This window comes from Ralstonia flaminis (assembly GCF_958415495.1).
Lineage (GTDB): Bacteria > Pseudomonadota > Gammaproteobacteria > Burkholderiales > Burkholderiaceae > Ralstonia > Ralstonia flaminis.
This window is the reverse complement of the sequence record NZ_CATZLL010000001.1, coordinates 427,549-451,865: the sequence shown is the minus strand read 5'-3', so window position 1 is coordinate 451,865 and position 24,317 is coordinate 427,549. Positions and strand designations below refer to the sequence as shown.

26 protein-coding genes and 1 tRNA gene are annotated in these 24,317 nt (G+C 62.8%); 14 read left to right on the top strand and 13 right to left on the bottom strand.

Features of this window, described 5'->3' with window-relative positions; genetic code table 11:
- Window positions 1–15 precede the first annotated feature (15 nt).
- Genes R2N11_RS02135 through R2N11_RS02120 form a run of 4 tightly spaced genes read left to right on the top strand, consistent with a single transcriptional unit; the run spans window position 16 to window position 4,402 of the window.
- Entirely contained in the window at window positions 16–609 is a 594-nt protein-coding gene (locus R2N11_RS02135; RefSeq protein ID WP_316679947.1) for a sugar transferase, read from the top strand.
- On the top strand, window positions 606–1,232 hold the full coding sequence (locus tag R2N11_RS02130; protein ID WP_316679945.1) for an acetyltransferase: 627 nt from the start codon (window positions 606–608) through the stop codon (window positions 1,230–1,232). Before R2N11_RS02135 ends, R2N11_RS02130 begins: the two co-directional genes overlap by 4 nt.
- Before the next feature lie 48 nt (window positions 1,233–1,280).
- A complete protein-coding gene (locus R2N11_RS02125; protein WP_316679944.1) occupies window positions 1,281–2,456 on the top strand; it encodes a DegT/DnrJ/EryC1/StrS family aminotransferase in 1,176 nt (391 codons plus the stop codon).
- Window positions 2,457–2,464: 8 nt separating this feature from the next.
- Window positions 2,465–4,402: a polysaccharide biosynthesis protein gene (locus R2N11_RS02120; protein ID WP_316680030.1), complete on the top strand. Its 1,938-nt coding sequence runs from the start codon at window positions 2,465–2,467 to the stop codon at window positions 4,400–4,402.
- 68 nt (window positions 4,403–4,470) lie between these two features.
- Here the strand turns inward: R2N11_RS02120 and R2N11_RS02115 are convergent, their stop codons facing one another.
- Entirely contained in the window at window positions 4,471–5,409 is a 939-nt protein-coding gene (locus tag R2N11_RS02115; protein ID WP_316679943.1) for a GumC domain-containing protein, read from the bottom strand.
- A gap of 121 nt (window positions 5,410–5,530) precedes the next feature.
- On the opposite strand from R2N11_RS02115, the gene R2N11_RS02110 reads away from it, so the two are divergent.
- The 4 genes from R2N11_RS02110 to R2N11_RS02095 all read left to right on the top strand — a co-directional run bounded on the left by R2N11_RS02110 (window position 5,531) and on the right by R2N11_RS02095 (window position 10,115).
- Window positions 5,531–6,919, top strand: coding sequence for a phosphomannomutase/phosphoglucomutase (locus R2N11_RS02110; RefSeq protein WP_316679942.1), 1,389 nt, complete (start codon window positions 5,531–5,533; stop codon window positions 6,917–6,919).
- 43 nt (window positions 6,920–6,962) lie between these two features.
- Entirely contained in the window at window positions 6,963–7,961 is a 999-nt protein-coding gene (gene waaC / locus R2N11_RS02105) for a lipopolysaccharide heptosyltransferase I (RefSeq protein ID WP_316679941.1), read from the top strand.
- Entirely contained in the window at window positions 7,961–9,286 is a 1,326-nt protein-coding gene (gene waaA, locus R2N11_RS02100) for a lipid IV(A) 3-deoxy-D-manno-octulosonic acid transferase (protein ID WP_316679940.1), read from the top strand. The genes waaC and waaA overlap by 1 nt, the downstream gene beginning before the upstream one ends.
- Window positions 9,287–9,398: 112 nt before the next feature.
- Complete coding sequence (locus tag R2N11_RS02095; protein WP_199030340.1) at window positions 9,399–10,115, top strand: META domain-containing protein; 717 nt, start codon at window positions 9,399–9,401, stop codon at window positions 10,113–10,115.
- On the opposite strand, the gene R2N11_RS02090 is transcribed toward R2N11_RS02095, so the two are convergent.
- From R2N11_RS02090 to R2N11_RS02075, 4 genes are all read right to left on the bottom strand, one after another.
- Window positions 10,116–11,594, bottom strand: a complete 1,479-nt coding sequence (locus tag R2N11_RS02090) for a TolC family outer membrane protein (protein WP_199030339.1) — start codon at window positions 11,592–11,594, stop codon at window positions 10,116–10,118.
- 117 nt (window positions 11,595–11,711) lie between these two features.
- Window positions 11,712–12,044, bottom strand: a complete 333-nt coding sequence (locus R2N11_RS02085; RefSeq protein WP_048935108.1) for a rhodanese-like domain-containing protein — start codon at window positions 12,042–12,044, stop codon at window positions 11,712–11,714.
- A gap of 26 nt (window positions 12,045–12,070) precedes the next feature.
- Window positions 12,071–12,721: a protein-L-isoaspartate O-methyltransferase family protein gene (locus tag R2N11_RS02080; protein ID WP_199030344.1), complete on the bottom strand. Its 651-nt coding sequence runs from the start codon at window positions 12,719–12,721 to the stop codon at window positions 12,071–12,073.
- 95 nt (window positions 12,722–12,816) lie between these two features.
- Entirely contained in the window at window positions 12,817–13,560 is a 744-nt protein-coding gene (locus tag R2N11_RS02075) for a TetR/AcrR family transcriptional regulator (protein WP_199030338.1), read from the bottom strand.
- Between the two features lie 193 nt (window positions 13,561–13,753).
- Here R2N11_RS02075 and R2N11_RS02070 point away from each other — a divergent pair, with 193 nt between their 5' ends.
- The 4 genes from R2N11_RS02070 to R2N11_RS02055 all read left to right on the top strand — a co-directional run bounded on the left by R2N11_RS02070 (window position 13,754) and on the right by R2N11_RS02055 (window position 16,785).
- Window positions 13,754–14,011: a YkgJ family cysteine cluster protein gene (locus R2N11_RS02070; protein ID WP_316679939.1), complete on the top strand. Its 258-nt coding sequence runs from the start codon at window positions 13,754–13,756 to the stop codon at window positions 14,009–14,011.
- Window positions 14,012–14,017: 6 nt separating this feature from the next.
- Window positions 14,018–14,611: a DUF1439 domain-containing protein gene (locus tag R2N11_RS02065; protein ID WP_199030336.1), complete on the top strand. Its 594-nt coding sequence runs from the start codon at window positions 14,018–14,020 to the stop codon at window positions 14,609–14,611.
- A 64-nt stretch (window positions 14,612–14,675) separates the two neighbouring features.
- On the top strand, window positions 14,676–15,557 hold the full coding sequence (locus tag R2N11_RS02060; RefSeq protein WP_199030335.1) for an undecaprenyl-diphosphate phosphatase: 882 nt from the start codon (window positions 14,676–14,678) through the stop codon (window positions 15,555–15,557).
- Between the two features lie 115 nt (window positions 15,558–15,672).
- Window positions 15,673–16,785, top strand: a complete 1,113-nt coding sequence (locus R2N11_RS02055; protein WP_316679938.1) for an NADH:flavin oxidoreductase/NADH oxidase — start codon at window positions 15,673–15,675, stop codon at window positions 16,783–16,785.
- 18 nt (window positions 16,786–16,803) lie between these two features.
- Here the strand turns inward: R2N11_RS02055 and trmB are convergent, their stop codons facing one another.
- The 6 genes from trmB to R2N11_RS02025 form a co-directional block, all read right to left on the bottom strand.
- The gene (gene trmB, locus R2N11_RS02050) at window positions 16,804–17,556 is read right to left on the bottom strand and encodes a tRNA (guanosine(46)-N7)-methyltransferase TrmB (protein ID WP_316679937.1); all 753 of its coding nucleotides are present in this window, start codon (window positions 17,554–17,556) and stop codon (window positions 16,804–16,806) included.
- Window positions 17,557–17,622: 66 nt separating this feature from the next.
- The gene (locus R2N11_RS02045) at window positions 17,623–18,591 is read right to left on the bottom strand and encodes an acyl-CoA desaturase (protein ID WP_316679936.1); all 969 of its coding nucleotides are present in this window, start codon (window positions 18,589–18,591) and stop codon (window positions 17,623–17,625) included.
- A gap of 115 nt (window positions 18,592–18,706) precedes the next feature.
- Entirely contained in the window at window positions 18,707–19,027 is a 321-nt protein-coding gene (locus R2N11_RS02040; RefSeq protein WP_199030332.1) for a metalloregulator ArsR/SmtB family transcription factor, read from the bottom strand.
- A 158-nt stretch (window positions 19,028–19,185) separates the two neighbouring features.
- Window positions 19,186–19,259 (bottom strand) — tRNA-Gly (locus R2N11_RS02035).
- Window positions 19,260–19,396: 137 nt separating this feature from the next.
- Window positions 19,397–19,801 carry a hypothetical protein gene (locus tag R2N11_RS02030; RefSeq protein ID WP_316679935.1) on the bottom strand — a complete coding sequence of 135 codons (405 nt, stop codon included), beginning with the start codon at window positions 19,799–19,801 and terminating at the stop codon, window positions 19,397–19,399.
- Between the two features lie 112 nt (window positions 19,802–19,913).
- Window positions 19,914–20,420: an Lrp/AsnC family transcriptional regulator gene (locus tag R2N11_RS02025; RefSeq protein ID WP_199030330.1), complete on the bottom strand. Its 507-nt coding sequence runs from the start codon at window positions 20,418–20,420 to the stop codon at window positions 19,914–19,916.
- A gap of 118 nt (window positions 20,421–20,538) precedes the next feature.
- On the opposite strand from R2N11_RS02025, the gene R2N11_RS02020 reads away from it, so the two are divergent.
- The gene (locus R2N11_RS02020) at window positions 20,539–21,465 is read left to right on the top strand and encodes a DMT family transporter (protein WP_316679934.1); all 927 of its coding nucleotides are present in this window, start codon (window positions 20,539–20,541) and stop codon (window positions 21,463–21,465) included.
- Window positions 21,466–21,498: 33 nt separating this feature from the next.
- Window positions 21,499–22,704 carry an aromatic amino acid transaminase gene (locus R2N11_RS02015; RefSeq protein ID WP_316679933.1) on the top strand — a complete coding sequence of 402 codons (1,206 nt, stop codon included), beginning with the start codon at window positions 21,499–21,501 and terminating at the stop codon, window positions 22,702–22,704.
- Between the two features lie 59 nt (window positions 22,705–22,763).
- Here R2N11_RS02015 and R2N11_RS02010 read toward each other — a convergent pair whose 3' ends face one another.
- Together R2N11_RS02010 and R2N11_RS02005 are read right to left on the bottom strand one after the other, a co-directional pair.
- The gene (locus tag R2N11_RS02010) at window positions 22,764–23,360 is read right to left on the bottom strand and encodes a ParB-like protein (RefSeq protein ID WP_199030327.1); all 597 of its coding nucleotides are present in this window, start codon (window positions 23,358–23,360) and stop codon (window positions 22,764–22,766) included.
- Between the two features lie 87 nt (window positions 23,361–23,447).
- Complete coding sequence (locus R2N11_RS02005; RefSeq protein WP_316679932.1) at window positions 23,448–24,194, bottom strand: hypothetical protein; 747 nt, start codon at window positions 24,192–24,194, stop codon at window positions 23,448–23,450.
- Window positions 24,195–24,317 lie beyond the last annotated feature (123 nt).

Here is a 24,317-nt window from a genome sequence, read left to right as displayed (position 1 = left end):
ATTCGGACGCTATCAATGAAGCGCATCTTTGACTTTGTCGTCGCCACGCTCGCATTGGCGGCACTTCTGATACCGTTTTTGCTGTTGGTTTGGGCAATTCGTCGCAAACTGGGCAGCCCTGTGTTTTTCCGGCAGCAGCGCCCTGGTTTGCACGGCAAGCCTTTCGAGATGGTGAAATTCCGCACAATGACGGACGCGCGCGGCGCTGATGGCGAGTTATTGCCAGATGCGGAGCGGCTGACGTCGTTTGGGCGATTTTTGCGCTCGACTAGCCTGGATGAATTGCCGGAGCTTTGGAATGTCGTTAAGGGAGACATGAGCCTCGTGGGGCCGCGTCCTTTGCTGATGGAGTATCTGCCGCTCTATTCCGCCGAGCAGGCTCGCCGGCATGAGGCGCGCCCAGGCGTTACCGGTTGGGCCCAGGTCAATGGGCGAAATGCTCTCAGCTGGGACGACAAGTTCCGCTTGGACGTCTGGTACGTCGACAACCGCTCGCTCTGGCTGGATATCAAAATTCTGTGGCTGACGGTGCGCAAGGTGCTCGTGCGTGAAGGCATCAGCGCAGACGGAGAGGCCACCATGTCAAAGTTCACCGGAAACAAGCCATGAAACGGCTTGCGTTGCTGGGTGCGAGCGGGCACGGGAAGGTGGTGGCCGACGCTGCATTGATTGCGGGTTGGCAGGACATCGTGTTTTTCGATGACGCATGGCCTGGTCTTGAGAGGAACGGCCATTGGCCCGTCGTTGGCGATACGGCTGTGTTACTTACGCGCATTCGCGAATTCGACGGTGTACTGGTATCAATCGGCAGCTGCGAGGCGCGCTGGCGCAAGCAGCAAAGCCTGCAAGAGGCTGGCGCAGCCATAGCCACGGTGGTGCATCCGCGCGCGTGCGTCAGTGCATACGCACGGCTTGGCCCTGGTTCCGTTGTAATGGCCAATGCGGTTGTTAACGTTGATGCGATCATCGGTGATGCCGCCATTGTGAATACGGGTGCGACCGTCGATCACGACTGTGTGCTGGGCTGCGGGATTCATATCGGTCCAGGTGCGCATCTTTCTGGAAACGTGACGGTTGGCGACTGCAGTTGGGTGGGAGTCGGCGCAATTGCGCGCCAAGGAACCCACATCGGCTCGAGTGTGATGGTCGGCGCAGGCGCGGTGGTGGTGAGCACAGTGGTGGATGGATCAACGGTGGTGGGGTGTCCTGCCAAACCGATCTCGCGGGGCTGAGTGCCGCCCAGACGCGAACTTTGTAACCCTTCGATTGTTGGCGTATCTATGCTAAATACCCCTTTTTCTCCGTGGCCGAGCTTCACTCCTGAGGAGTCTGACGCGGTCCAGCGTGTGCTGATGTCCAACAAGGTCAACTATTGGACGGGCACGGAATGCCGTGAATTCGAGAAGGAATTTGCCGAGTGGGCAGGGACCCGCTATGCCGTTGCCCTATCCAATGGCACGCTGGCACTAGACCTCGCTCTCAAGGCGCTAAATATTGGACCGGGTGATGAAGTCGTGGTGACGCCACGCACCTTCATCGCCAGCATTTCCACTGTGGTCAACGCGGGTGCGACCCCGGTATTTGCCGATGTCGAAGCAGATAGCGGGAACCTGTCGGCACAGACCATCGCCCGTGTGCTTACGCCGCGCACCAAGGCCGTGATCTGCGTGCATTTGGCCGGATGGCCGTGCGACATGGATCCAATCATGGCGCTGGCAGACCAGCATGGCTTCAAAGTGATCGAAGACTGTGCGCAGGCGCACGGCGCAAAATATCGAGGTCGCAATGTTGGCTCGATCGGCCATATTGGCGCATGGAGCTTTTGTCAGGACAAGATCATGACCACGGGCGGCGAGGGTGGCATGGTCACAACCAATGATGAATCGCTTTGGCGCACCATGTGGTCGTTCAAGGACCATGGCAAGAGCTATGAGGCTGTGTACGAGCGTCAGCATCCGCCGGGTTTCCGTTGGCTGCATGAAAGCTTTGGTACCAACTGGCGCATGCTCGAAATGCAGGCTGTGATCGGTCGCATTCAACTGCGTCGCATGGCGGACTGGACCAAGCGCCGCACCTCTCACGCGGAAGCAATCTGGGAAACTTGCCGTCAGCATGCGGTCGTGCGCGTGCCTGATGTTCCTGCTAGCAGCACGCATGCGCATTACAAGTGCTATGTCTATGTCGAGCCACAACAGTTGGCTGAAGGTTGGACGCGCGATCGCATCATTGAGGAGATCCACGCAGCGGGTGTCCCGAGCTATCAGGGTTCCTGCTCGGAGGTCTACCTTGAGAAAGCCTTTGACGGGACAGGCTGGCGCCCGGATGCACCGTTGCCTATCGCGCACTCTCTGGGTGAGGCCAGCGTTATGTTCTTGGTGCACCCGACCTTGACCGATGCTGAGATCGCAAAAACCTGCGCTGTGTTGAACGACATACTGGGACGGGCAACCCGGTGAACAAGTTGATGAGTCCTTTGCTTGCACTGTCGCGGCCGACCAAGCGATCCTTGGTCGTTGCGCTCGATCTGCTGCTGTCGCTGATCACGGTGTGGGTTGCCTTTTATCTGCGAATTGATCAAACCGGCTTGCCGCAGATGCAGCAGAAGTACGTGTATCTGCTTGCACCACTGTTGGCGTTTCCGTTGTTCGTGCGCTTTGGCCTGTATCGGGCGATCTTTCGCTACACGGGGATGGCTGCACTGGCGAGCACCGCGAAGGCCATCGGTATCTATGGGGCACTGTTCTTCATCGTCATTCTCGCGTTCAAGTGGGATGGCGTGCCACGAAGTGTCGGCCTGATTCAGCCAATTCTGTTCCTCTTGCTGGTGAGCATGAGTCGAGCGATGGCGCGGTTCTGGCTGGCCGGCCAGTCGGGCAAGTCGTACCACGGAATCGGAAGGCTGCTGATCTACGGTGCGGGGGAGGCTGGGGTGCAGACCGCATCTGCGTTGGGTGTAGCCCGTGAGTTCGTGCTGCTTGGCTTCATCGATGATGATCCCACCAAGGTTGGCCGCACGATCAACGGTATGGACATCATCGGGCAGGATGATGTTGCCGACGCCGTCGAGCGTATGGGGGTCACCGATATTCTGCTGGCGGTTCCTTCATTGGGGCGATCTCGTCGCAACGCCATTATCGCCAAACTACGCGAGCTGCCCGTGCATGTGCGTACGCTGCCGGGCATGGTTGATCTGGCTTCAGGGCGCGTGACAGTGCGCGATATTCAGGAACTGGATGTGGAGGACCTCTTGGGGCGTGCGCCTGTCCCGCCCGATGAGGCCCTGCTGGCTCGTAACCTCAGCAATAAAACGGTTCTGGTGACGGGGGCCGGCGGCAGCATCGGCAGCGAGCTTTGCCGGCAAATCGTGTTGGAGCGCCCACGCAAGCTCGTTCTGGTTGAGCACAATGAGTTCGGGCTGTATTCAATTCACCGTGAGCTTGAAGGCCTGTGTATTGAGAACCGGTTAGCAATCGAAGTCGTGCCGCTGCTGGCTAGCGTAGGTAACCTTGATCGCATGCGTGAGATTTGCCAGGCACACCGACCCGCTACGGTGTATCACGCTGCTGCCTACAAACATGTGCCGCTCGTGGAGTGCAATCCGTCAGAGGGTGTGCTGAACAATGTTTTCGGAACGCTCAGCGTGGCGCGCGCCGCCATGGAAAGCGGGGCCGAGTATTTTGTACTTGTCTCCACCGACAAAGCCGTACGCCCGACAAATGTGATGGGCGCTTCAAAGCGCATGGCGGAGTTAGTGCTACAGGCGCTTTCTGCGGCTGAGTCCATTGATTTCGGGGTGCTCGATGGCACGGCGCGCACGGCTACCTTGAACAAAACGGTATTTGCAATGGTACGTTTCGGCAACGTGCTGGGCAGCAGTGGCAGTGTTGTACCGCTGTTTCGCCGACAGTTGCTGGAGGGCGGGCCTCTCACCGTGACGCACCCTGAGGTCACACGCTACTTCATGACCATTCCTGAGGCCGCACAACTTGTGTTACAGGCAGGTGCTATGGCGCATGGCGGCGAAGTGTTTGTCCTTGATATGGGGCAGCCCGTCAAGATCATGGATCTGGCACGTCGGATGGTGCAGCTCGCGGGTCTGGCCTTGCGCGACGACGATCATCCGGGTGGTGATATCGCCATCAAGATCACTGGTTTGCGCCCGGGAGAGAAGCTCTACGAAGAACTGCTCATTGGGGACAATCCTGAAGGCACCATCCATGAACGCATCATGAAGGCACGTGAGGACTATGTTCCGTGGTCAGAGTTTGCGCCGGCACTTGCGAAAATGCGTTCTGCAGCCAAGCGAAGCGATGAGGCGTCAATCAAAGAGGTCCTGCGAGCTTATGTTCACGGCTATGAGCCGCAGATCAATGCGCTGCCCTCTGATGAGGCTGCTGCTTAGGCATTGCCACAGCTTTGTGTTCAGGAAGCAGGTAAAAAGATGCCCGGAAATCCGGGCTTTTTTGTACCTCAGTCGCTCTTAAGTGAGTCGCGCAGCAACGCTAGTATCACACCTACAATCAGGCCGAGGATGGCGCCACCAAGTGTCCACGTGGTCCTGCTCGGGGTGCTTGGGCGTTCTGGCACATACGCTGCCGTCATGGCACGTGTCGGGTAACTTTGCACAGGCCCCAATGCGTCTTGGTAAGCGTTGACTTGTTGTTGAAGGTCGCTCACTTGGGCGCGAAGCAGAGACACCGTATTGGAAACTAGGATGTCACGTGCATTGTTCGCGGCACTTGCTCCAGGGGCATAGCCAGACTTAAGTGCGGCAATTGCATTGCGGTACTCGGTTTCGGCAGCCGTCAAGCTGTTCCGCGCCCGAGTTAGTTCGCTCTGAGACGTTTCCGTCGACTGCTCGAAGAGCTTGCGATGTGTTGCAGAGAAGCTATTGAATGCAGCGTCAACAACTGTAAGTGCGCTTTCTCTCGAGTAGCCCGACGCCTGTACCGTAATCAGGTCTGGGCTGCGCTCCGCAGACGCCCTCAGGGAGTCGAAGGCTAAGTCGGACTCCTTGTTTCCCGTATCCGGTTGAGGGAGTCCCAGGGCCTTGAGAACATCAAGGCGGAAGCTTGGCTGGTTGAAGCGCTCTGCTGCTGTTAGCTGATTCTCGATGGGCAGCTTGGTCGGAACCCCGTTTGTACTGGCCATAGCGACTTGCCCGATTTGGATTGTCAGCTTGGCGGTCCAGCGAGACGGCATGACTACCGATGCCAGCAGCCCCGCGGCGGTGCCAATGACACCGGCTAGGAGGATCCACTTTCCCGAGTTGCGCAACGCGCGCATCACATCGGCGGTGGGGGTTCGCTCTTCTAAGGGAGTTACCGTCATGTTTGGGGCTAAAGAGGCCTTATTGATTGCAGGAGCGCATTGTAACTTGCCGCTATCTGGTTTTTGGGTGATGTGCATTTTGCGATACATCGATAGCTAGGCTGGCGCGGAAGTTGATCTTATCGTCAGCGGGCGATCCTAAGGCCATTTGTCACCTCGGCTTACAATGTCGGCCGTGCCTTGAATTCCCATACGGTCTATGCAATCCATTCACCCCACCATCTTCAAAGCCTACGACATCCGCGGCATCATCGGTAAGACACTCGATGCCGAAACCGCTCGCCTGATCGGCCAAGCATTCGGCTCTGCAGCACGTGCCAAGGGCGAATCGGTCGTGGTGATCGGCCGCGATGGTCGTCTGTCGGGCCCCGAGCTGCTGGCAGCGCTGGCAGACGGCCTGCGCGCAAGCGGCGTCGACGTGATCGACCTCGGCTTGGTTGCCACGCCAATGGTCTACTTCGGTACGAACATCGAGTTGGCGGGCCGCCGTGCAACTTCAGGCGTGATGGTCACCGGCAGCCACAACCCGCCCGACTACAACGGCTTCAAGATGGTGCTGGCAGGCCAGGCCATCTACGGTGAACAGATCCAAGCGCTGCGTACGCGCATCGAGCAGGGCGACTTCACTGAAGGCGCTGGCAGCTACGTTCAGGTGGATATCCGCCAACAGTACATCGACCGCATCGTGTCGGACGTCAAGCTGACCCGTCCGATGAAGATTGCCGTGGACTGCGGCAACGGTGTGGCTGGTGCCTTTGCGCCGGAGCTTTTCCGCGCGATGGGCTGCGAGGTGACGGAGCTGTTCTGTGAGGTGGATGGCCACTTCCCGAACCACCACCCGGACCCGGCGCACGTCGAGAACCTGCAGGATCTCGTGCGCACGCTGCAGACAACCGATTGCGAACTCGGCCTCGCCTTTGATGGCGATGGCGACCGCCTGGGCGTGGTCACCAAGGACGGCCAGGTGATCTTCCCCGACCGCCAACTGATGCTGTTCGCGCAGGAAGTGCTGTCGCGCAATCCGGGTGGCGAAATCATCTTCGACGTGAAGTGCACGGGCAAGCTGGCACCGTTCATCCGCGAGCACGGCGGCAAGGCCACGATGTGGAAGACCGGCCATTCGCTGGTGAAGGCCAAGCTGAAGGAAACCGGTGCACCACTGGCTGGCGAGATGAGCGGCCACATCTTCTTCAAGGACCGCTGGTACGGTTTTGACGACGGTCTGTACACGGGCGCGCGCCTGCTGGAGATCGTCTCGCGCCTGTCGGATCCTAGCGCCACGCTTAATGCGTTGCCGAACTCGCACTGCACGCCGGAGCTGCAACTGAAATGTGCCGAGGGTGAAGCCTTCACGCTGCTCGACAAGATCAAGGCCAATGCCACGTTTGCGGGTGCGAAGGAAGTCAATCGCATCGACGGCGTGCGCGTGGAGTACGAAGACGGCTTCGGTCTGGCCCGCCCGTCCAACACCACGCCGGTTGTGGTGATGCGGTTCGAGGCCGACAACGATGCCGCCATGGCGCGCATCCAGGCGCAGTTCCGCAGCGCGATCCTGGCCGAGAAGCCGGACGCGCAACTGCCGTTCTGATCGCACGGCCTGCACTCATGAAGTTGGGGGAAAGGATGGCGGCATGCGTGTGCTGATCGTCAAGGTATCGTCGCTTGGCGATGTGGTGCATTGCACGCCGGTCGTGGCCGATATTTTGCGCGCGTATCCGGATGCCGAGATCGACTGGGTCGTCGAAGAAGGTTTTGCGGGCATCGTGCGTATCGTGCGCGGTGTGCAGGGCGTGATTCCGTTTGCGCTGCGCCGTTGGCGCAAGTCGCTGGGTTCCGGAAAAACGTGGGGCGAGATGGCGGCCTTTCGCCGCGCGCTGCGCGCCAAGCCGTATGACGCGGTGCTCGATACGCAGGGCCTCATCAAGACCGCGCTGGTTGCGGCGCAGGCCAGGCTGACCCCAAGCGGCTTTGTTGCCGGCTTTGGAAACCGTACCGATGGCGCGGGTTACGAGCCGCTCGCCAAGCTGTTCTATCAACGCAAGATCGAGATGGAACCGCGCGTGCACGTGGTCGAGCGCTCGCGCCGCATGGTGGCCGAGGCGCTTGGCTACACGCTGCCCGCGTCGATTGATTTTGGTCTGCAGCCGTCGTCGGACTTGCCGTTTGCGATGCCGCGCCCATACGTTGCACTGGTGCATGCGACCTCGCGCGCTGACAAGGGTTGGCCGCAGGCGGCCTGGGTAGATGTCGCACGCGAGCTGCTCGCACGTGACTACGCGATTGCTCTGCCGTGGGGCAGCGAGACCGAGCGCCGCACCAGCGAAGCCATTCGTGAAGCCATCATCGCGGCGGTGCCGGGCACGGTGCGGCGTGTGGTGATTCCACCGCGGATGTCGTTGCCGGATGTGACCGCGTTCCTCAATCAGGCAACGGCCGTGGTGGGCGTGGACACGGGGCTCGTGCATATTGCCGCCGCGCTGTGCAAGCCTACGGTGGCGCTCTACAACTTTACGACGTCGTGGCGCACGGGCGGCTACTGGACGCCCAACGTGCATGACCTCGGCAGCGCCGAGGCCCATCCCACCAGCGCGCAGGCGCTTGATGCGCTGCGCGCGCTGGGTGTGCTCTGATGCTGCGCTTTCTGTATCGCCTGCTGTGGCGCATTGCGCTGCCTCTCGCACTGCTGCGCCTGTGGTGGCGGGGCCGTAAGGAGCCCGGTTATCGCCAGCACGTTGGCGAGCGACTCGGGTTCTATCCTTCACGTGCGAATCCTGATCGCCCGCTGCTGTGGGTGCATGCCGTGTCGGTGGGTGAGACGCGCGCCGCGCAGCCGCTCATCGATGCGCTGCTCGCGCGTTTTCCGCACCATGCGGTGCTGCTCACGCACATGACGCCGACCGGCCGCCGCACGGGCGCCGAATTCGCCGCGCAACGCAATGGCCGCGTCATCCAGGCCTATCTGCCGTATGACCTGACTGGGGCGGTCGACCGGTTCCTGCGCCACTTCCAGCCGCGTCTCGGCTTGTTGATGGAGACGGAGATCTGGCCGGTGTTGATCGAACGTGCCTACGCCGCCGGCGTGCCGATGGTGCTCGTCAACGGGCGCCTGTCGGCGCGCAGCCACCGCCGCACTGCGCGCTTGGGCGATGCCGCGCGCGAGACGTATGCACAGTTGGCCGCAGTGCTGGCGCAGACCCCGGACGATGCTGATCGCTATCGCTCGCTCGGTGTGCCGCGCGTGCGCGTGACGGGCAACCTGAAGTTCGACATCACCCCGCATGTCGACCAGATCATGGCGGGCCGCGTACTGCGCGAAGCCCTGCACAGGCCGTATGGGCGTGTGGCCTGGGTGGCCGCCAGCACGCGCGAAGGGGAAGAGGCGTTGCTGCTGGATGCTTGGCAGGCCCATCGCGCACAGCATGCCGGGCGTCGGCATCCGCTGTTGATCCTTGTGCCGCGCCATCCGCAGCGCTTTGATGAAGTGGCGCAGCTTGCGGAACGCGTGGGCTTGCGTGTTGCGCGTCGCAGCGCGATGACGGTCTCGGCTGCCGGCATGGCCAACGACACCGGTTTGGGTGAAGCGGATGTCCTGCTTGGCGATTCGATGGGCGAGATGGCGCTGTACTACGCCGCCGCCGAGGCCGCCTTCATTGGCGGCAGCCTGTTGCCGCTGGGCGGGCAGAACCTGATCGAGGCATGTGCTGTGGGCACGCCGGTGGTCATCGGTCCGCACACGTTCAACTTTGCACAGGCCACGCGCGATGCTGTGGCCGCAGGTGCCTGCATACAGGTGGACGATGCGGCAGCGGTGATGCGCGTGATCGATACGTGGCTGTCCGACGCCGATGCGCGCGAGACCGCATCACGCGCCGCGCTGGCCTTCGCTGCCACGCATGGTGGGGCGACAGCGCGCACTGTGGAGGCGGTGGCATCGCTTGTTTTGCCGACGCTGTAACGCGCAAGCCATGTTCGGTACGAAAACTGCGAACTCAATCCGCGTGGCGCAGACTAACGGCTCTTTGCGCAGTTTGCTGTAGTTTGCATTCGTCACTGTTCACGACCCGTTCATGTCTCAATCGAATCGTCCCAAGCCAAGCCTGCTGCAGACGCCGCGCCGTGTGGTGTTGACGGCAGCGGCCTTGGCCGTGCTGACGGCTGCCAGCATCATTGGCGCCGGCTGTATGACGCCCGCGCCCACCGGCAAGCCCGCGTCGGCCATGGCCAGCCCAACGGCTTCAGCGCCTGTCGCGCAGGCAGCATCGGTGCCTGAAGCCAACCCTGCCCCCGCCAGCGCCGCGCCCAACCCCGGTCAGGCCACATTGACCCAGGCGCAAGGTGAAGGCCGCTCACGCTTCGTGCTGGTGCGCTGGCAAGAGCCGGGGGCGGCGCCCAAGGAACTGCCGTCGGCGGAGGAAGAGGGTGCCGATCCGACCGCACAGCCGATCGCCATCGAATTTAGCGCAGGCCTGGAAGCTGCCAACGGCGTTGTGTCGGGTTACTCGGGCTGCAACCGCTTTACCGGTCCGTACGAGAAGCTTGTCTCGGGCATGCGCTTCGGTAACCTCGCATCGACACGCATGGCGTGTGACCCAGCGCGCATGGAGTTGGAGACGGCTTTCCTGGAAGCGTTGAAATCGCCGCTGGCGACTGTCGGCATGCAGCCGTCGGCTTCAGGGCGCCAAGGCCGCCAGGTGATCTGGAAGACTGCCAGCGGCGCGCTGCTGCAGTTTGCAGAGCGGCCACTGACGGCGCCAGCGCCGGCGCCGAGCGGCCAGAACCACTGATCAGCGCTTGGCGGGTTTGGCCGCGGTAGGTGCCGATTTTGCCAATGCGGGCTTGGCGGCGCGTGGCGGCAGGGCGGTGATGTCGCTCGACCCGTTCGCCGTGAGCAGCGTGTTCACCTGAATCACATCGGCCTCGTTGAGCGAGCCGGCGGCAGATTTCAGCCGCAGGCCGTTGACGATGGTGTCGTAGCGTGCGCGAGCCAGATCGCGCCGCGCCTGAAACAGTTGCGCTTGCGCATTCAGCACGTCGGTGCCGATGCGCACGCCCACGCCATAAGCGAGCAGGTTGGAGTCGTACGCTGTACGCGCCGACAGTTCAGCCGCCTCCAGCGCCTTCACCTGCGCCAGCCCCGCAATCACGCCGATATACGCTTGCCGCGCGCCTTGTTCCGCAGCGCGGCGGGCGTACTCAAGGTCGCTCGCAGCTTTGGTCTCCAGCGCGATGTTCTCGCGCACGCGCGACTGGATCGCGCCGCCTGCGAAGATCGGAATCGACACCTGCACGCCGATCTGCGAACTCTCAAAGCGCGCGCCGCCCGGCAGCGACGGAATGTACTGGTTGCCGCTCGCGTTGGTATGACCCGTTTGCGCGACGAGGTCGACGGAGGGTAGGTGGCCGGCGTTGGCCTTCTTCACGTCGCGCTCGGCACTCTGCAGGTTGTACTGAGCGAGCGCTACCTGCAGGTTGCCGCTGCGTGCCTGGTCTACCCAGGGCTCGGGGGTTGCCGGTTCCGGCTGCGGCAGCGCCACGCCCGTACGCACGCCAGCCAGCGTGCCGACCGGCTCGCCGACGATCTGCTTGAGTGCTGACTGTTTGACTTCAAGGTCACTGCGCGCGGCAATGACGGTTGCATCGATGGAATCGCGCCGCGCTTGCGCGTCGTTGGCATCGGTGATGTTGGCGTTGCCGACGTCAAAGTTGCGGCGTGCCTGCTCGTACTGTTGCTGGATGGCGTCGCGCTGCGCGGTGGCAAGCTGCAGCGTGTCTTGCGCGTTGAGCACGTCGAAGTAGGCCTGCGCCGTACGCGTGATGAGATCGAGCTGCGCCTGCGCGAGCGAGGCCTCGGCGGCTTGCGCGGCAATCTCGCCTTGCTTGTAGGTCTCCCAGCGATCCCAGCGGAACAGCGGTTGCGAGAGCGACAGCGTCCAGCCCGTCGACGAGAAGGTCTTGTTGAAATCGACCGGCGCGTTCTGATCGAAGATGATGCGCGTCGAGCTCCATGCACCGCCAATCTGCGGAAGCAGGCCGGCACGACCCTGCGTGAGTTTTTCGCGCTGCGCGAGCGATTGCGCGCGGGCCGATGCGAACTGCGGATCGTTGGCCAGTGCGGCGCGGTAAGCGGAGAGAAGATCGGTCGCGGCCGGTACTTCCGGCGTAGGCGTTTGCGCCCACGCCAGCAGCGGCGTCATCGACCAGCACAGCACAACAAGCGAACCGCGCACGGCAAACCGCGCGCGGTGACTGCGAGCAACACTCATAAAGCCCCCGGACGAGGAAAACGTCGGAAGGCAGCGCGGGCGCGTCAGAACCTGTTCACACGAGTCGGAGCGTAAGCAGACTCAGTGGGTTCTCGTGCCCGGCGGCGGCTTCCCCAATCAGTACGTCGCCATCTGCGGGTCCACCTGGTTGGCCCAGGCATGGACGCCGCCTTGCAGGTTGTAGACGCGAGCCGGATCAAAGCCGGCATGCACGATCAGATACTGCGCAACCTGCGCGCTGCGTCCGCCGTGGTGGCAGATGCAGACGATGTCTTGGTCAGCTTGCAGCTCGCCGGCACGCACCTGGATCTCATTCATCGGAATGTGTGTGATGCCAGGCAGGGCGCAGATCTCCACCTCTTCAGCCCAGCGCACGTCGAGCAGGACGGGCTTCGCGCGCGATGCGTCTGCGAGCCATTGGGCGAGGGCGGAGGGGGCGAGCTGTTGCATGTTTGATTGGGGTTGGCCGAAGTGGATCAGAAGCGGAACTGCGAGGGTGCGGACACGCCCACCAGCGGCGTCACGTAGGTCTCGAACAGGTTGCGCGTCTGGTATTCGGTGTTGGAGATGCGCGTGATGAGCTGCGCTTCCATGACCGGCGCGCCGCCCACGAAGATCGCGAGGCGGCCACCCACCTTGAGCTGCTTGAGCAGGGCTTCCGGCACGGCCGGCACGGAGCCTGAGACGCAGATCACGTCATACAGGTCGTGGCCCCAGCCTTGCGCGCCGCTGGCTTCGACCACGTCGACATTGGTCACGCCGTTGCGAGAGAGGTTGCTGCGGGCAAAGGCGATCAGCTCGGGCACGATGTCCAGCGTGGTGACCTGGCGGCCGCGGTGGGCCAGCAGGGCAGCCATGTAGCCGGAGCCCGCGCCGATCTCCAGCACGTCTTCATGCTTGCGCACGGCCAGCTCCTGCAGCACGCGGGCTTCCACGCGCGGGGCCAGCATGTTCTGGCCGCCGGCCAGCGGGATTTCCATGTCGACGAAGGCCAGTGCGCGATAAGCCTCGGGCACATAGTGTTCGCGTTTGACGACGGTGAGTAGGTCGAGCACGTCGGTGTCGAGCACGTCCCACGGACGGATTTGCTGCTCGATCATGTTGAACCGGGATTTTTCGATGTCCATGGGCATGCCTTCCATGTGGAGCGCGTAATGCGGATGAGGGTTTGGCGACAAACCCGGCATTTTAGCAAGTCCGGAGGACATTCCGGCAGAGAACCTCACGACTTGGTGCCCCCGTTGGCATCACCATTGACATCGGACGGGGTGCGCCATGGCTGCGCCGTGAGCGGAGGTGGCGGCGGAATCACAGCGCCAGGCACCGGATTGCGCAACAGACCATGCAGCACCAGCGCCACCACATGTGTGATGAATGCCTTGGGCTCCAGCACCTTGGAGGCGCACGGGCCGAACGAATGCTTCCACATCATCAGGAAGAGCATCGGGGCAGTCAGCGCCAGCGTGGTCAGGTCCACATCGGTTTCGCGGAATTCACCCTGGGCCACGCCGCGTGCCAGGATGCGCGCAAACAGGCGGTCGCAGCGTTCGATGACCTCTTCGTTGTAGTACTGCGCCAGATCGGGAAAGTTGCCCGATTCGGCCATCAGCAGCTTGGTCAGGCCAGAGGCCGGCGATTCGCCAATCAGCTCCCACCAGCCCATCAGGATTTCGTGCAGAAGCGCTTCGGTGGAGCCTTCAAACGTGTCGATCAGGGCTTCGCCCTCGGCCAGGGCGGGCAGCAGGTTTTCCTGCACCACGGCCTTGAATAGTTCTTCCTTGTTGGCGAAGTACAGATAGACCGTGCCCTTGGACACGCCGGCTGCCGAGGCCACGTCTTCCAGCCGCGTAGCCGCATAGCCGCGCGCTACGAACAGGTTGAGCGCCGCCGCCACCAACTCCTGTGGGCGGGCTTCCTTGCGGCGGGTCCATCGTTTGGCGGAAGACTCGGGTTCTCGATCTGTCACGGCAGCAACTGCAAAAGTGGTGTCAGCCAATGCACGTTGGTCACTGACTCACGGATAACTTACTTTTCGGTCATTAATGTACGCATGGCGCGAGGGTGGGTCAAGTGACATCGGAATGGTCAATCAGATTGGGCCTCGAATGTGCTGGTGCACAATAGCGGCTTTCCGAACCATTTCGTTGACTAGGACGGCCATGGACTGCCGACCCCAGTGTGGTGCGTGTTGCGTCGCGCCCTCCATCTCCAGCCCGATTCCCGGCATGCCGGACGGCAAGCCGGCCGGTGTGCGCTGTGCGCAGCTGGATGGCACCAACCGCTGCCGCATCTTCGGCCACCCGGAGCGTCCGGCCGTGTGCGGCAGCCTGCAGCCCGAACCCGACATGTGCGGCGCCACGGCAGTGCACGCCATGCAGTTCCTGACCCAACTCGAGATCGCCACTGCGGCGCATTGATCGTTCATGACCGATTCCACGAAACTTGCCGCGCGCTCGAACCGTTTCCGCTGGTGGGCTGGCGCAGCCGCTGTCGCTGCGGTTGTGGCCGTTGTGCTGGTGGCCTGCATGCCCACCGGCTGGACGGGAGGCGGCTATACCTTCTCCCGCAACCAGATGCAGGAAGCGCTGGCGCGCAAGTTTCCGTTTCAGCGGCGCTTTCTGGGCTTCTTCGACGTTACGCTGACCAACCCGCAGATTTCGCTGGACGCCGCACGCAACCGTATCGCCATCCAGGCGGATGCGAGCGTGGAAAGCGGCCTGCTGCGCCAGCCGTTGACCGGGCCACTGGCCATCTCCAGCGGTTTGCACTACGACGCGCCCACGCGTTCGATTCGCTTGGATCAACCCAGTGTCGACCGCTTCGATCTGCAGAACGTGCCTGGTGGATTGGGACAGCAGATCAGCGCCATCGGCTCATTGATCGCGGGCCAACTGCTTAACGACTACGCGGTCTACACGTTCAAGCCGGAGCAGTTGAAAGTGGCCGGCATCGCTGTAGAGCCCGGTACAATCACGGTTTTGCCCGAAGGTGTGCACGTTCAGGCCAAGCGGCCTTGAAGCATTTGCTGTTGTACGCAGCACGCCCGGCGCCTCGTCTTTTTTCTCCTCCTCTGCTTACTGCATGGACATTGCACTCGTCATCAAAGCGCTGATTCTCGGTGTCGTCGAAGGTTTGACCGAGTTTCTTCCTATCTCCAGCACGGGCCACCTGATCCTGGCCGGCCAGTTGCTCGACTTCAATGACGAGAAGGGCAAGATCTTTGAAATCGTGATCCAGTTCGGCGCCATCCTGGCGGTGTGCTGGGAGTTTCGCCACAAGATCATCGAGGTCGTAAAGGGCTTGCCCAGCGACCCACGCCAACAGCGCTTCGCCATCAACGTGATCGTGGCGACGATTCCCGCGATCACGCTCGCGCTGATTTTCGGCAAGGCGATCAAGGCGCATCTGTTCAACCCGATCGTGGTGGCGTCGGCGTTCATCATCGGCGGCTTCGTGATCCTGTGGGCCGAATGGCGCGAGCGCCATCGCGGCGAGACGCACGACCCGCGTGCCAATGCGCTGCTCCAGGCCGCCAAGGCCGGTGCGCCGCGCATCGAAACACTCGACGACCTGCGCATTTCTGACGCCATCAAGGTGGGTTTTGCGCAGTGCTTCGCGCTGATTCCGGGCACGTCGCGCTCGGGCTCGACCATCATCGGCGGCCTGCTGTTCGGCCTGTCGCGCAAGGTGGCCACCGAGTTCTCGTTCTTCCTGGCGATTCCCGTGATCTTTGGCGCGACGGTGTACGAGCTGTACAAGTCGCGTGCGCTGCTGTCGGCGGATGATCTGTCGATCTTCGCGGTGGGTTTTGTGGCCGCGTTCATCTCGGCATTCTTCTGCGTGCGCTGGCTGCTGAAGTTCATTGCCACGCACGATTTCCGTGGCTTTGCGTGGTACCGGATCATCTTCGGCATCATCGTGCTGGTGACCGCGTACACGCACCTCATCGCCTGGCAGGCCTAAGCCAGCGCGCTATTCCCTTCCTCGGCGCGGGTTTTCGCGCCGTCTGCACGATCGGGCGGATTCGGACACACTGGCGGCTTCTTCCGTCAGCCGCTCGCTACCGAATCTCCCGATCATGAGTGCACTTTTCCAGCCTTTCTCCCTGCGCGGTCTCACGCTTGAGAACCGCATCGTCATCTCGCCGATGTGCCAGTACTCGGCGGAACACGGCCAGGCTACGGCATGGCATCACACGCATCTGGGCGGCCTGTCGCTCTCGGGCGCCGGGTTGCTGATGATCGAGGCGACCGCGGTGTCGCCGGAAGGGCGCATCACCAATGGCTGCCTGGGCTTGTGGGATGACGCGACCGAAGCCGCGCTGGCGCGCACGCTCGCGGCCATCCGCCAGAACGCGCTGGTGCCGATCGGCATGCAGATCGCGCACGCTGGCCGCAAGGCTTCCAGCGCGCGTCCGTGGGAGGGTGGGGCGCTGCTCCCGCTCGACGCGGGCGGGTGGGAAACGATGGGCCCGTCGGCTGTGCCGCAACGCCCTGAAGAACGTGCACCGCGTGAGATGGATGACATCGATCTCGCCCGCGTACGCGATCAATTTGTGGCGACCGCGCGCCGCGCCGTGCGCCTGGGGATGGCGGCTATCGAATTGCACGCCGCGCACGGTTATCTGCTGCACGAATTTCTCTCGCCGATTGCCAATCAGCGCACTGATGCGTACGGCGGCTCGCGCGAGAATCGCATGCGCTATCCGCTGGAGATCTTTGAGGCCGTGCGTGCTGCGGTGCCGGACCGCATTCCGGTGGGCGTGCGTGTATCCGCTACCGATTGGGTGGAAGGTGGCTGGACGCCGGAGGATTCGGTGGTATTTGCGCAGGCACTGCGTGCACGTGGCTGCGATTGGATCGACGCGTCGTCAGGCGGTGTGTCGCCGCTGCAGCAGATTCCGCTGTCGACCGGCTACCAAGTGCCATTTGCCGAGAAGATCCGTCGTGAGGCTGAGGTGCCGACCATCGCTGTCGGCCTCATCAACGAGGCACACGAGGCAGAGGCAATCGTTGCAGAGGGGCGCGCTGACTTGGTCGCGGTCGGCCGCGCTTTTCTCTACAACCCGCACTGGGCTTGGGCAGCTGCGGCTGAACTGGGCGCTACCGTCAAGGCACCGCCGCAGTACTGGCGCGCCTTTCCGCGTCACGCCAAGAACCTCTTCGGCGACACGCATTTCGGCGCGCGGTGACCCGTGCGTGGGCTGTGGTCAGCCGCGCTTGCGGAAGATCACGTCCCACACGCCGTGCCCGAGGCGCAGGCCGCGCTTCTCGAACTTGGTGACGGGGCGATAGTCGGGGCGCGGCGCGAAGCCGTCGGCGGTGTTCTCCAGCAGCGGCTCGGCGGACAGCACCTCCAGCATCTGCTGGGCGTATTCCTCCCAGTCCGTTGCACAGTGCAGATAGCCGCCCGGCTTCAGGTGGGCCGCCAGGCGCGCCACGAACGGGCCCTGGATCAGGCGCCGTTTGTTGTGGCGCTTCTTGTGCCACGGGTCGGGGAAGAACACGTGGATGCCATCCAGCGTGCCTTCCGGAATCATGTGCGCCAGCACTTCCACCGCATCGTGGGAGCAGATGCGGATGTTGCCGATCTCGCGTTCGCCGATCAGCTTGAGCAGCGCACCCACGCCCGGCTCGTGCACTTCCACGCCCAGGAAATCATCGTCCGGACGCAGTTGCGCGATGTGGGCGGTGGTCTCGCCCATGCCGAAGCCGATCTCGAAGATGCGCTTGGCGCCGGTGCGGCCGAAGGCAGCTTCCCAGTCGAGCGGCTCGGCGGCGTAGGAGAGCTGGAAGCGGGGCCCAAGTTCGTCGATGGCGCGCTGCTGGCCGGTAGACGTGCGGCCAGCGCGGCGCACATAGGAGCGGATACGGCGCGGGTGGCCGGTTTCCGGCGTACCGGATTGATCGTCGTCAGACGGCTCGACGGGAGTGCCGTCGTTGGTGTGTTCGGTGGACTGCATGGCGGATTCACCACGGACGTGGCGGCAATAAAAAAGCCGCCGAGGGCGGCTTGGGAGATGCGCGGATTATAGCAGCGCAGCCTTGCGGGCCCGAAGGCGTCGGCACGGACACATCAGGTGCCAGCGGCAAGCGGGTCGTTTGGCCGGGGGCGCGGGCTCGTCTGGCAGGCGAACCAGTTCCGGGCGGGTCGGCAGGTCCGATGGCAGACGGAGGTTCCAGACCAGGCCGACCCTGCGCAAGGCGATCAGCATCCACCAGCCCGGGTCCCATTCGCCGGCAAACAGGCCCAGACGTGCCGAGCCCGGATAGGCGTGATGGTTGTTATGCCAGCACTCACCCATGGTCAGCAGAGATGCAAAGCGGATGTTGCGGCCCTGCACGGCGGCGCCTCGTACCTCGTAGTGCATGCCGCCGTGGTTGTGCGCGAAGTAGCCAATCAACCAGTGACCGAACACGCCGGCCGTCACGCGCGCGCAGGTCCCCCAGAACACGAAACTCCACCCGCCCAGCCCGTGCAACACCAACGCGACCGGCAATTGCTGCAGCATCCACGTCCGCTCGAGAAACCGGTAGACGCGGTCGTTGGCGATCCGTGGTTCCAACTCAATCCGGGGCGGATGGGTCAGCTGCAATTCACAGTGCAGTTGCCACCAGGCATCCTGCCAGAACGAGCGGCCGTGGCGCAGGTAATCGTGGCAGTCAGGCAGGCGCTGCGCATAGTCACGCAGATCATGCTGACGCAACAGGCCGACAGGGCCGGCCAAGCCGACTTGCACACCGAAGTACACGAGCGTGTACTCCAGCCATTTGGGGCACTGATAGCTGTCGTGGATGAGCTTGCGGTGGCTGCCGAGCGAATGCCCCAGCAGCAAGACGCTGCCGGTTGTCAGGATAAAGACGGCGAAGGCAGCCCAACTGAACGTCCATATGCCGCCAACCACCCCCGCCACTGCCATGCCGGTCAACCAAAGCGATTTGACCGGTGCATAGCGGACTTCACCACGGACCACGCTTTGCACATCGGCGGCTTGCACACGGTGTGTTTTCAGACTCTCGGCAAAATTTTGCACAACAGGTCTCCCTTCCCGATGGTGGGAATGCATGACTGCGGTGGTTGCTAGGGTGGTATGAGCGTGGCTGTGCGAGATGTCAGCCGGGTTTTTCCGAGGCCTTCTTGCGCGACTCCGCCTTGAGCGGGCGAGCAACCGGACATAGCTCGAAGGCATAGCTGGTCAGGCTGTTGACGAGGCTGTCGCCATTGAGCTTGTACAGAACAAACTGGCCGCGCCGCTCGCTGACGACCAACCCAGCGTTCTCCAGGACCGACAGATGGCGCGAGACCGCCGGCGCGCTCATGGCAAAGCGCTCGGCCAGTTCAGACGTGGTGAGTTCGGCTTCTGACAGATAGGCCAGGATCTGCCGGCGCGGCGTGGACGCCAGCGCTTCAAAGATCTTGTCGATGCTGGTCATGATTCAAGGATTAGCAAATTTGTTAATTTATTGTTTGTCGACGATGCATCTGGTGTCAAGGCGAACGTGGGAGGGGGGGAAGGTACAAAAAAACCGGAGCGGTGTCCGGTTTCCTAGAAGAGGCATCGCGGTGAAAAGCAGCGCGATGATGCGGTATCTGGAGCGGGCGATGGGAATCGAACCCACGGCTCTAGCTTGGGAAGCTAGGGTATTACCATTATACGACGCCCGCGTAGCCCCACATTCTATGCGGGGTTCCTACCCTTGGGCAAGCCATGACTTGCGCGGAAGTCATAGAAAGAGGCACCTCTGTCACATGGTCTTCGTGTTGCTCAAGTGCGGGTCGAGAGAGCGCAAGGCCCGTCAAGGCTATTTGAAAACCGAGGACACAATGACCTTCGACGAGGTGATGAAGACGCTAGCAAGGCTGTCGTAGCCTTGGAACTCATCAGACGAGAAGGATGGGCGCAGCAGCGTGCCTGCCTTGATGGGCTGGCCATCCGACTTGGTGACGGTGGCGTTCAGTACGGCGCATGCCTTTTTCTCTTTGCCAACCGTGCCACCTTCAGCGCTAACGGTGATGGTGCGGCAGTTATCGCCATTTTTGTCGCAATCGCCAACGTAGTTGAGCGGCGGAAAAGTAACGACTTTGCCGTCAGACAACGAGGAAATGGTTGGAATTCTGCATAGCTTGATCTTCCCAGCCTCTGCCTGTGCAGCAGCGCTACATGCCATCACAGCAACCAATGCCCCAAGTTTCAAAGCCGTTTTCATCGTTTCGCTCTTTCGAGAGGGAAATCGTTTATTGAGCTGCCAACCGATTAACTTTGGATCGTAGCATCGGCAATGCGGTAGGAGAGGCGATTTGCCGCTAGGCGCCCCTAGACTATCGACCCCGCGGTGTTCCGCGGCTGCGTCCCATGCTCCTGCGGTTTTCATCCCAAGCCGGGAACACGGTCGAGCGCTTGACCACGCCATAGGCAAAGCTCGTGTCGATGGCGGCGATGCCCGGAATGGCGTGCAGCTGGCTGCGCACGAATTGCTCGTAGTCCTGCAGGCTTTCCACCAGCACGCGCAGCAGGTAGTCCGCTTCGCCGGTCAGCACGTAGCAGTCGAGGATTGCGTCGATGGCGCGGACCCGGTTCTCGAATGTCGCGACCACCTCCCGCGTGTGCTGCTGCAGGCGAATATGGACGAATGCCGTGACCGGCAGGCCGTATGCCTCTTCATCGATGATGGCTGTGTAGCCGCGGATCACGCCCGCCTCTTCCAGCAGCCGAAGCCGGCGCAGGCAGGGAGAGGGCGACAGGTTGACCCGCTCCGACAACTCCTGATTGGTCAAACGGCCTTCCTTCTGGAGGGCGGCGATGATTTGCCTGTCCTTCTTGTCCACGCGATTCTCCTGGAGTGGCAGACTCTGCCAATTTGATCCGCTGCATTGGCGGAAATAACAAGATACTACTTTTTGCGCTGGGGCATTCTGTCGTCATTCAGAAATCGAGGATGACGGAATGCGCGGTTCAACATTGACGGCGGGAACGGGTGGTCTGGCTGGACGGGGCGCCACCCAAACCAGTCCGCTGATCGGGTATGCGGCGATGGTGCTGACGGTGCTGATCTGGGCCGGGTTTGCGCTGTCGATTCGCGCCATTGGTGCGTCACCGCTGGCACCGGCCGATGTGGCGCTCATCCGTTTCGGTCTGCCGACCTTGTTGCTGCTGCCGTTTCTGCCGTCACGCTGGTCGATGCTGCGGCGTGTGAAGCCGCTCAGTGCGCTGATGGTCCTGGCAGGTGGCGGCCTGCCGTTCTTCTTCATGGCTTCTGCCGGTGGCAAGGTGACATCCGCCGCTCATGTGGCTGCGCTGATTGCGGGCACCACGCCGTTGTCGGTGGCGCTGATCGCCTACGCGCTGGATGGTCAGCGCATCGGTGCGGCGCGCGGGAGGGCTATCGCGATCATCCTTGCGGGCGTGGTGCTGTTGCTGGTGTCCCAAGCGCACGCTTCGCATGGCGCGTTCGTTGGCGGAGCCGCGCTGCTGTTGCTGGCCAGCCTGCTCTGGGGCAGCTACACGCTGGGGCTGCGTCGTGCTGGGCTCGACGCCATCGGCTGTGCGCTGCTGCTGAGCGTGCCGTCGTTCTTGCTGCTCGTACTGCTGGTGGCCTTGGGCGTGGTCGACAGCCACATCGGACATTTCTCCATGACCAGCGCGATGCCGTTCCTGCTCGCCCAGGGCCTGGGGGTTGGCGTGATTTCCAGCGTGTCCTATGCGCTGGCGATTCGCCATCTGGATACGCCGCGCTGTTCTGCGATTGGCTCGCTGGCACCTGCGCTGGCATGCCTTGGCGCCGTGCCCCTGCTCGGCGAATCGCTGACGCTGACCGTTGTGTGCGGCATTGCTGCGATTACCGCTGGCGTGATCCTCGCAAACCGCGCTTAAGCGCATCGCATCGTTCTTCTGGAGACCGCACCCATGCTCACGACGCTTGCAACCGTTACCCCGGACCCGCTGTGGGGGCTGACCGCCGCTTTCCGTGCCGACCCACGGCCCAATAAGGTCGATCTCGTGGTGGGCGTCTACCGTGACGAAACCGGGCGGACGCCGGTCATGGCTGCCGTGAAGATGGCAGAGGCGCGCTTGGCTGCTGCCGGGGTCTCCAAGGCTTATCGCGGGTTGGCGGGCAACACCGAGTTCAACGCCGGTCTGGCGGCCCTGCTGCTCGGGCGCGACACGGGGCGCCTGGCGCGCCAGTACACGATGCAGACCGTGGGCGGGACCGGCGCACTGCGACTGCTGGCCGACTTCATCGCCGTGGCGTCGCCTGGTGCCCGCGTCTGGGTGTCCGACCCCGGCTACGTCAACCACGTGCCCATCATGCGGGCGGCGGGGCTGACGGTCGAACGCTACCGCTGGCAGGCCGACGGCGGTGCGCTCGACGCAGATGCCGTTCTCGCGGATCTTGCCGCCGCGCGTGCCGGCGATATCGTGCTGCTGCATGGCTGCTGTCACAACCCGACCGGCATCGATATGGAGATCGGGGTCTGGCAGGCCGTGGCGGAACGCTGCGCGAAGCAGGGCCTGGTGCCACTGGTCGACATGGCCTATCTCGGGCTCGCTGAAGGTCTGGAGCCGGACACCGAGGGCTTGCGGCAACTCGTCGACGCGCTGGACACGGTGCTGGTGGCAGCGAGTTGCTCGAAGAGCATGGGGTTGTACTGCGAGCGCACCGGTGCCGCGATGGTGATCGGCAAGAACATGGCCTCGCTGCAACCGGTGGGCGGTGTGCTGGAGCGCATCACGCGCAGCAACTATTCGATGCCGCCGGACCACGGTGCTGCCATCGTCGCCGCCATCCTTGCCGACGCAGCGCTGACGGCGTGCTGGCGCGACGAGCTGGAGCACATGCGTCAGCGCATTGTCGGCAACCGGCGCCGGCTTGACGACGCCCTGGCTGGCCTGGGAGCACCCGCCGCGCTGCAGAACCTGTCGCGGCACAAGGGCATGTTCTCCATGCTGCCGCTGGATGTCGACGCCATGGAGCGCTTGCGCGTGGATCACGCGATCTATGGCACCCAGGGCGGCCGTATCAATATCGCGGGGCTGGCGCCGGATCAGATCGACCGGGTGGCTGGTGCGTTGGTGGCCGTGGCCTCGGAAACGATCGGCACACCGGCCTAACCGGTACCCAAGGCAGGGGCAGCTATCGATGCGGCCCCTGTTGTATTGCGCAGTCGCCTTTACTTCGCCTTGAACCCCGGCAATCCGCTCGCCTGCTTGCTATGCGCCAGCACGACCGCGCTCTGTACGGCGGTCAGGAAATCGCCCAGCAGATCTTCAACCGGAATGCTGCGGCGGAAGAAGTCGGCCCACACGAATTCTGCGAACGCGGTGGGCGTCTTGTCATAGCCGCCCGCATTGCGCACGTATCCGGCGAGCGACCGATAAGGATCGTCGATCAGCTTCTCCAGGCTGTCAGGAACGGACGCGTAGTAGTGCCGCACGCCATGCTCATCGAGGGGATGGACCCAGCAGCTTTTGTCCATCGCTTTCCAGAAATCCTCGATGGCGTGATCGGACAGATCCGCTTCGACCTCGAAGTAGCCGAGGCTGACGCCAGCCTCCAGCGCAGCGCGCCCGAGGTGGTGGTGATCCGTGATGTATAGCTTGTTGCCCGGCCCGAGCACAGCAGGAATCGGATGCGCCTGCATGAAGGCCTGCTGGTCTTTGGGCGCAAGCGACTGGAGATGCTTCTTCTTGTCCTGGACTTCGATCATGCCCACGGTGAGCTGCGTGGGGCGCAGGTCGTGGACGGGCGATTCGTGGATCTTGGGCATGGTGTTTCCTCTGCTTGGGTTGCCGACGAACGATGCTGGTCTCTAGCAGCATAGCAAGGCACCTCATCGAACAAACCTCGCACGAGCCTATCGCCGTCGTGCCATCGCCTGCATGGCCGCATCGACGAATCTTGCCGCGGCAAGTTCGCCGGCTATGGGTGCGGCGGCCTTGGCGCAGTTGGCAATCACGTGGCACAGCGATGCCGTGTCTTCCCGGCAGGCGCGCAGCAGTGGCATGGCAGCCCCGGCGGCCGAGCCGAAATGGATGACGGCCAGTCGCATCAGCTCCACTTTGACCACGTTGGGCAGCACATCGGCCAACTCGGGCGAGATGGGTGTCTGAACCGTGAGGGTGGGCGAGGGCGGTGCTTTGGGGGGCTCGACGGGCGTGAGGCGCGGCTCGTTGGCTGCTGGCACGTCAACCGGTGCAGCCACTGCTTGCAGGCCGAGTGTCATGCCGGTCAGCGGCGGTAGTTCGTCGTAGATGGGCGATATGGACGATAGGGCACCGTGCCCGTGTTCGGCGTCATCGTCCAGCAGCGGGCGGTTGAAGTAGGCGATGGGGTCGAATGCGTCGACGGGTACCGCGGGAGCCGGCATGTCCTCGTGCGTGATCCCAGGCAACACATCGACCATTCCGGCCCGTTGCAGCCCCGCAAGCAAGTCGTCCAGATCGGACCAGTCGCCCAGCAACTGGTGCAGTTGCCCGACCGTGCGGGCGCCGTCGATGAGGATGAGCAGATGGCGCTGGCGCATCTGCATATCGTGGCGGTGCGCGGCCAGGGCCTCGCGCCCATCCTCCGTCTTGATCAGGACGCTCGTCGTAGCAAGCATGATGACTCCCCGTTAAGCAGCAAGCCCGGCCTCTTGTGTGCCGGTGCAAGCTGTACGTTAGTCAGCACTTTCGAGCGATGCCATCGTACGATTGGCGGAGATTGTTAAACCCGAGGCGAACGA

Excerpts from the sequence above, each read along its gene's own strand:
- R2N11_RS02040 (WP_199030332.1), bottom strand. The coding sequence starts at position 19,027 with ATGACCAGCATCGACAAGATCTTTGAAGCGCTGGCGTCCACGCCGCGC.
- R2N11_RS02095 (WP_199030340.1), top strand. The coding sequence starts at position 9,399 with ATGTCTCAATCGAATCGTCCCAAGCCAAGCCTGCTGCAGACGCCGCGC.
- R2N11_RS02015 (WP_316679933.1), top strand. The coding sequence starts at position 21,499 with ATGCTCACGACGCTTGCAACCGTTACCCCGGACCCGCTGTGGGGGCTG.
- R2N11_RS02120 (WP_316680030.1), top strand. The coding sequence starts at position 2,465 with ATGAGTCCTTTGCTTGCACTGTCGCGGCCGACCAAGCGATCCTTGGTC.
- R2N11_RS02090 (WP_199030339.1), bottom strand. The coding sequence starts at position 11,594 with ATGAGTGTTGCTCGCAGTCACCGCGCGCGGTTTGCCGTGCGCGGTTCG.
- R2N11_RS02130 (WP_316679945.1), top strand. The coding sequence starts at position 606 with ATGAAACGGCTTGCGTTGCTGGGTGCGAGCGGGCACGGGAAGGTGGTG.
- waaC (WP_316679941.1), top strand. The coding sequence starts at position 6,963 with ATGCGTGTGCTGATCGTCAAGGTATCGTCGCTTGGCGATGTGGTGCAT.
- R2N11_RS02020 (WP_316679934.1), top strand. The coding sequence starts at position 20,539 with ATGCGCGGTTCAACATTGACGGCGGGAACGGGTGGTCTGGCTGGACGG.
- R2N11_RS02135 (WP_316679947.1), top strand. The coding sequence starts at position 16 with ATGAAGCGCATCTTTGACTTTGTCGTCGCCACGCTCGCATTGGCGGCA.
- R2N11_RS02070 (WP_316679939.1), top strand. The coding sequence starts at position 13,754 with ATGGACTGCCGACCCCAGTGTGGTGCGTGTTGCGTCGCGCCCTCCATC.
- R2N11_RS02115 (WP_316679943.1), bottom strand. The coding sequence starts at position 5,409 with ATGCACATCACCCAAAAACCAGATAGCGGCAAGTTACAATGCGCTCCT.
- trmB (WP_316679937.1), bottom strand. The coding sequence starts at position 17,556 with ATGCAGTCCACCGAACACACCAACGACGGCACTCCCGTCGAGCCGTCT.
- R2N11_RS02080 (WP_199030344.1), bottom strand. The coding sequence starts at position 12,721 with ATGGACATCGAAAAATCCCGGTTCAACATGATCGAGCAGCAAATCCGT.
- R2N11_RS02005 (WP_316679932.1), bottom strand. The coding sequence starts at position 24,194 with ATGCTTGCTACGACGAGCGTCCTGATCAAGACGGAGGATGGGCGCGAG.
- R2N11_RS02065 (WP_199030336.1), top strand. The coding sequence starts at position 14,018 with ATGACCGATTCCACGAAACTTGCCGCGCGCTCGAACCGTTTCCGCTGG.
- R2N11_RS02030 (WP_316679935.1), bottom strand. The coding sequence starts at position 19,801 with ATGAAAACGGCTTTGAAACTTGGGGCATTGGTTGCTGTGATGGCATGT.
- waaA (WP_316679940.1), top strand. The coding sequence starts at position 7,961 with ATGCTGCGCTTTCTGTATCGCCTGCTGTGGCGCATTGCGCTGCCTCTC.
- R2N11_RS02110 (WP_316679942.1), top strand. The coding sequence starts at position 5,531 with ATGCAATCCATTCACCCCACCATCTTCAAAGCCTACGACATCCGCGGC.
- R2N11_RS02060 (WP_199030335.1), top strand. The coding sequence starts at position 14,676 with ATGGACATTGCACTCGTCATCAAAGCGCTGATTCTCGGTGTCGTCGAA.
- R2N11_RS02125 (WP_316679944.1), top strand. The coding sequence starts at position 1,281 with ATGCTAAATACCCCTTTTTCTCCGTGGCCGAGCTTCACTCCTGAGGAG.
- R2N11_RS02085 (WP_048935108.1), bottom strand. The coding sequence starts at position 12,044 with ATGCAACAGCTCGCCCCCTCCGCCCTCGCCCAATGGCTCGCAGACGCA.
- R2N11_RS02010 (WP_199030327.1), bottom strand. The coding sequence starts at position 23,360 with ATGCCCAAGATCCACGAATCGCCCGTCCACGACCTGCGCCCCACGCAG.
- R2N11_RS02055 (WP_316679938.1), top strand. The coding sequence starts at position 15,673 with ATGAGTGCACTTTTCCAGCCTTTCTCCCTGCGCGGTCTCACGCTTGAG.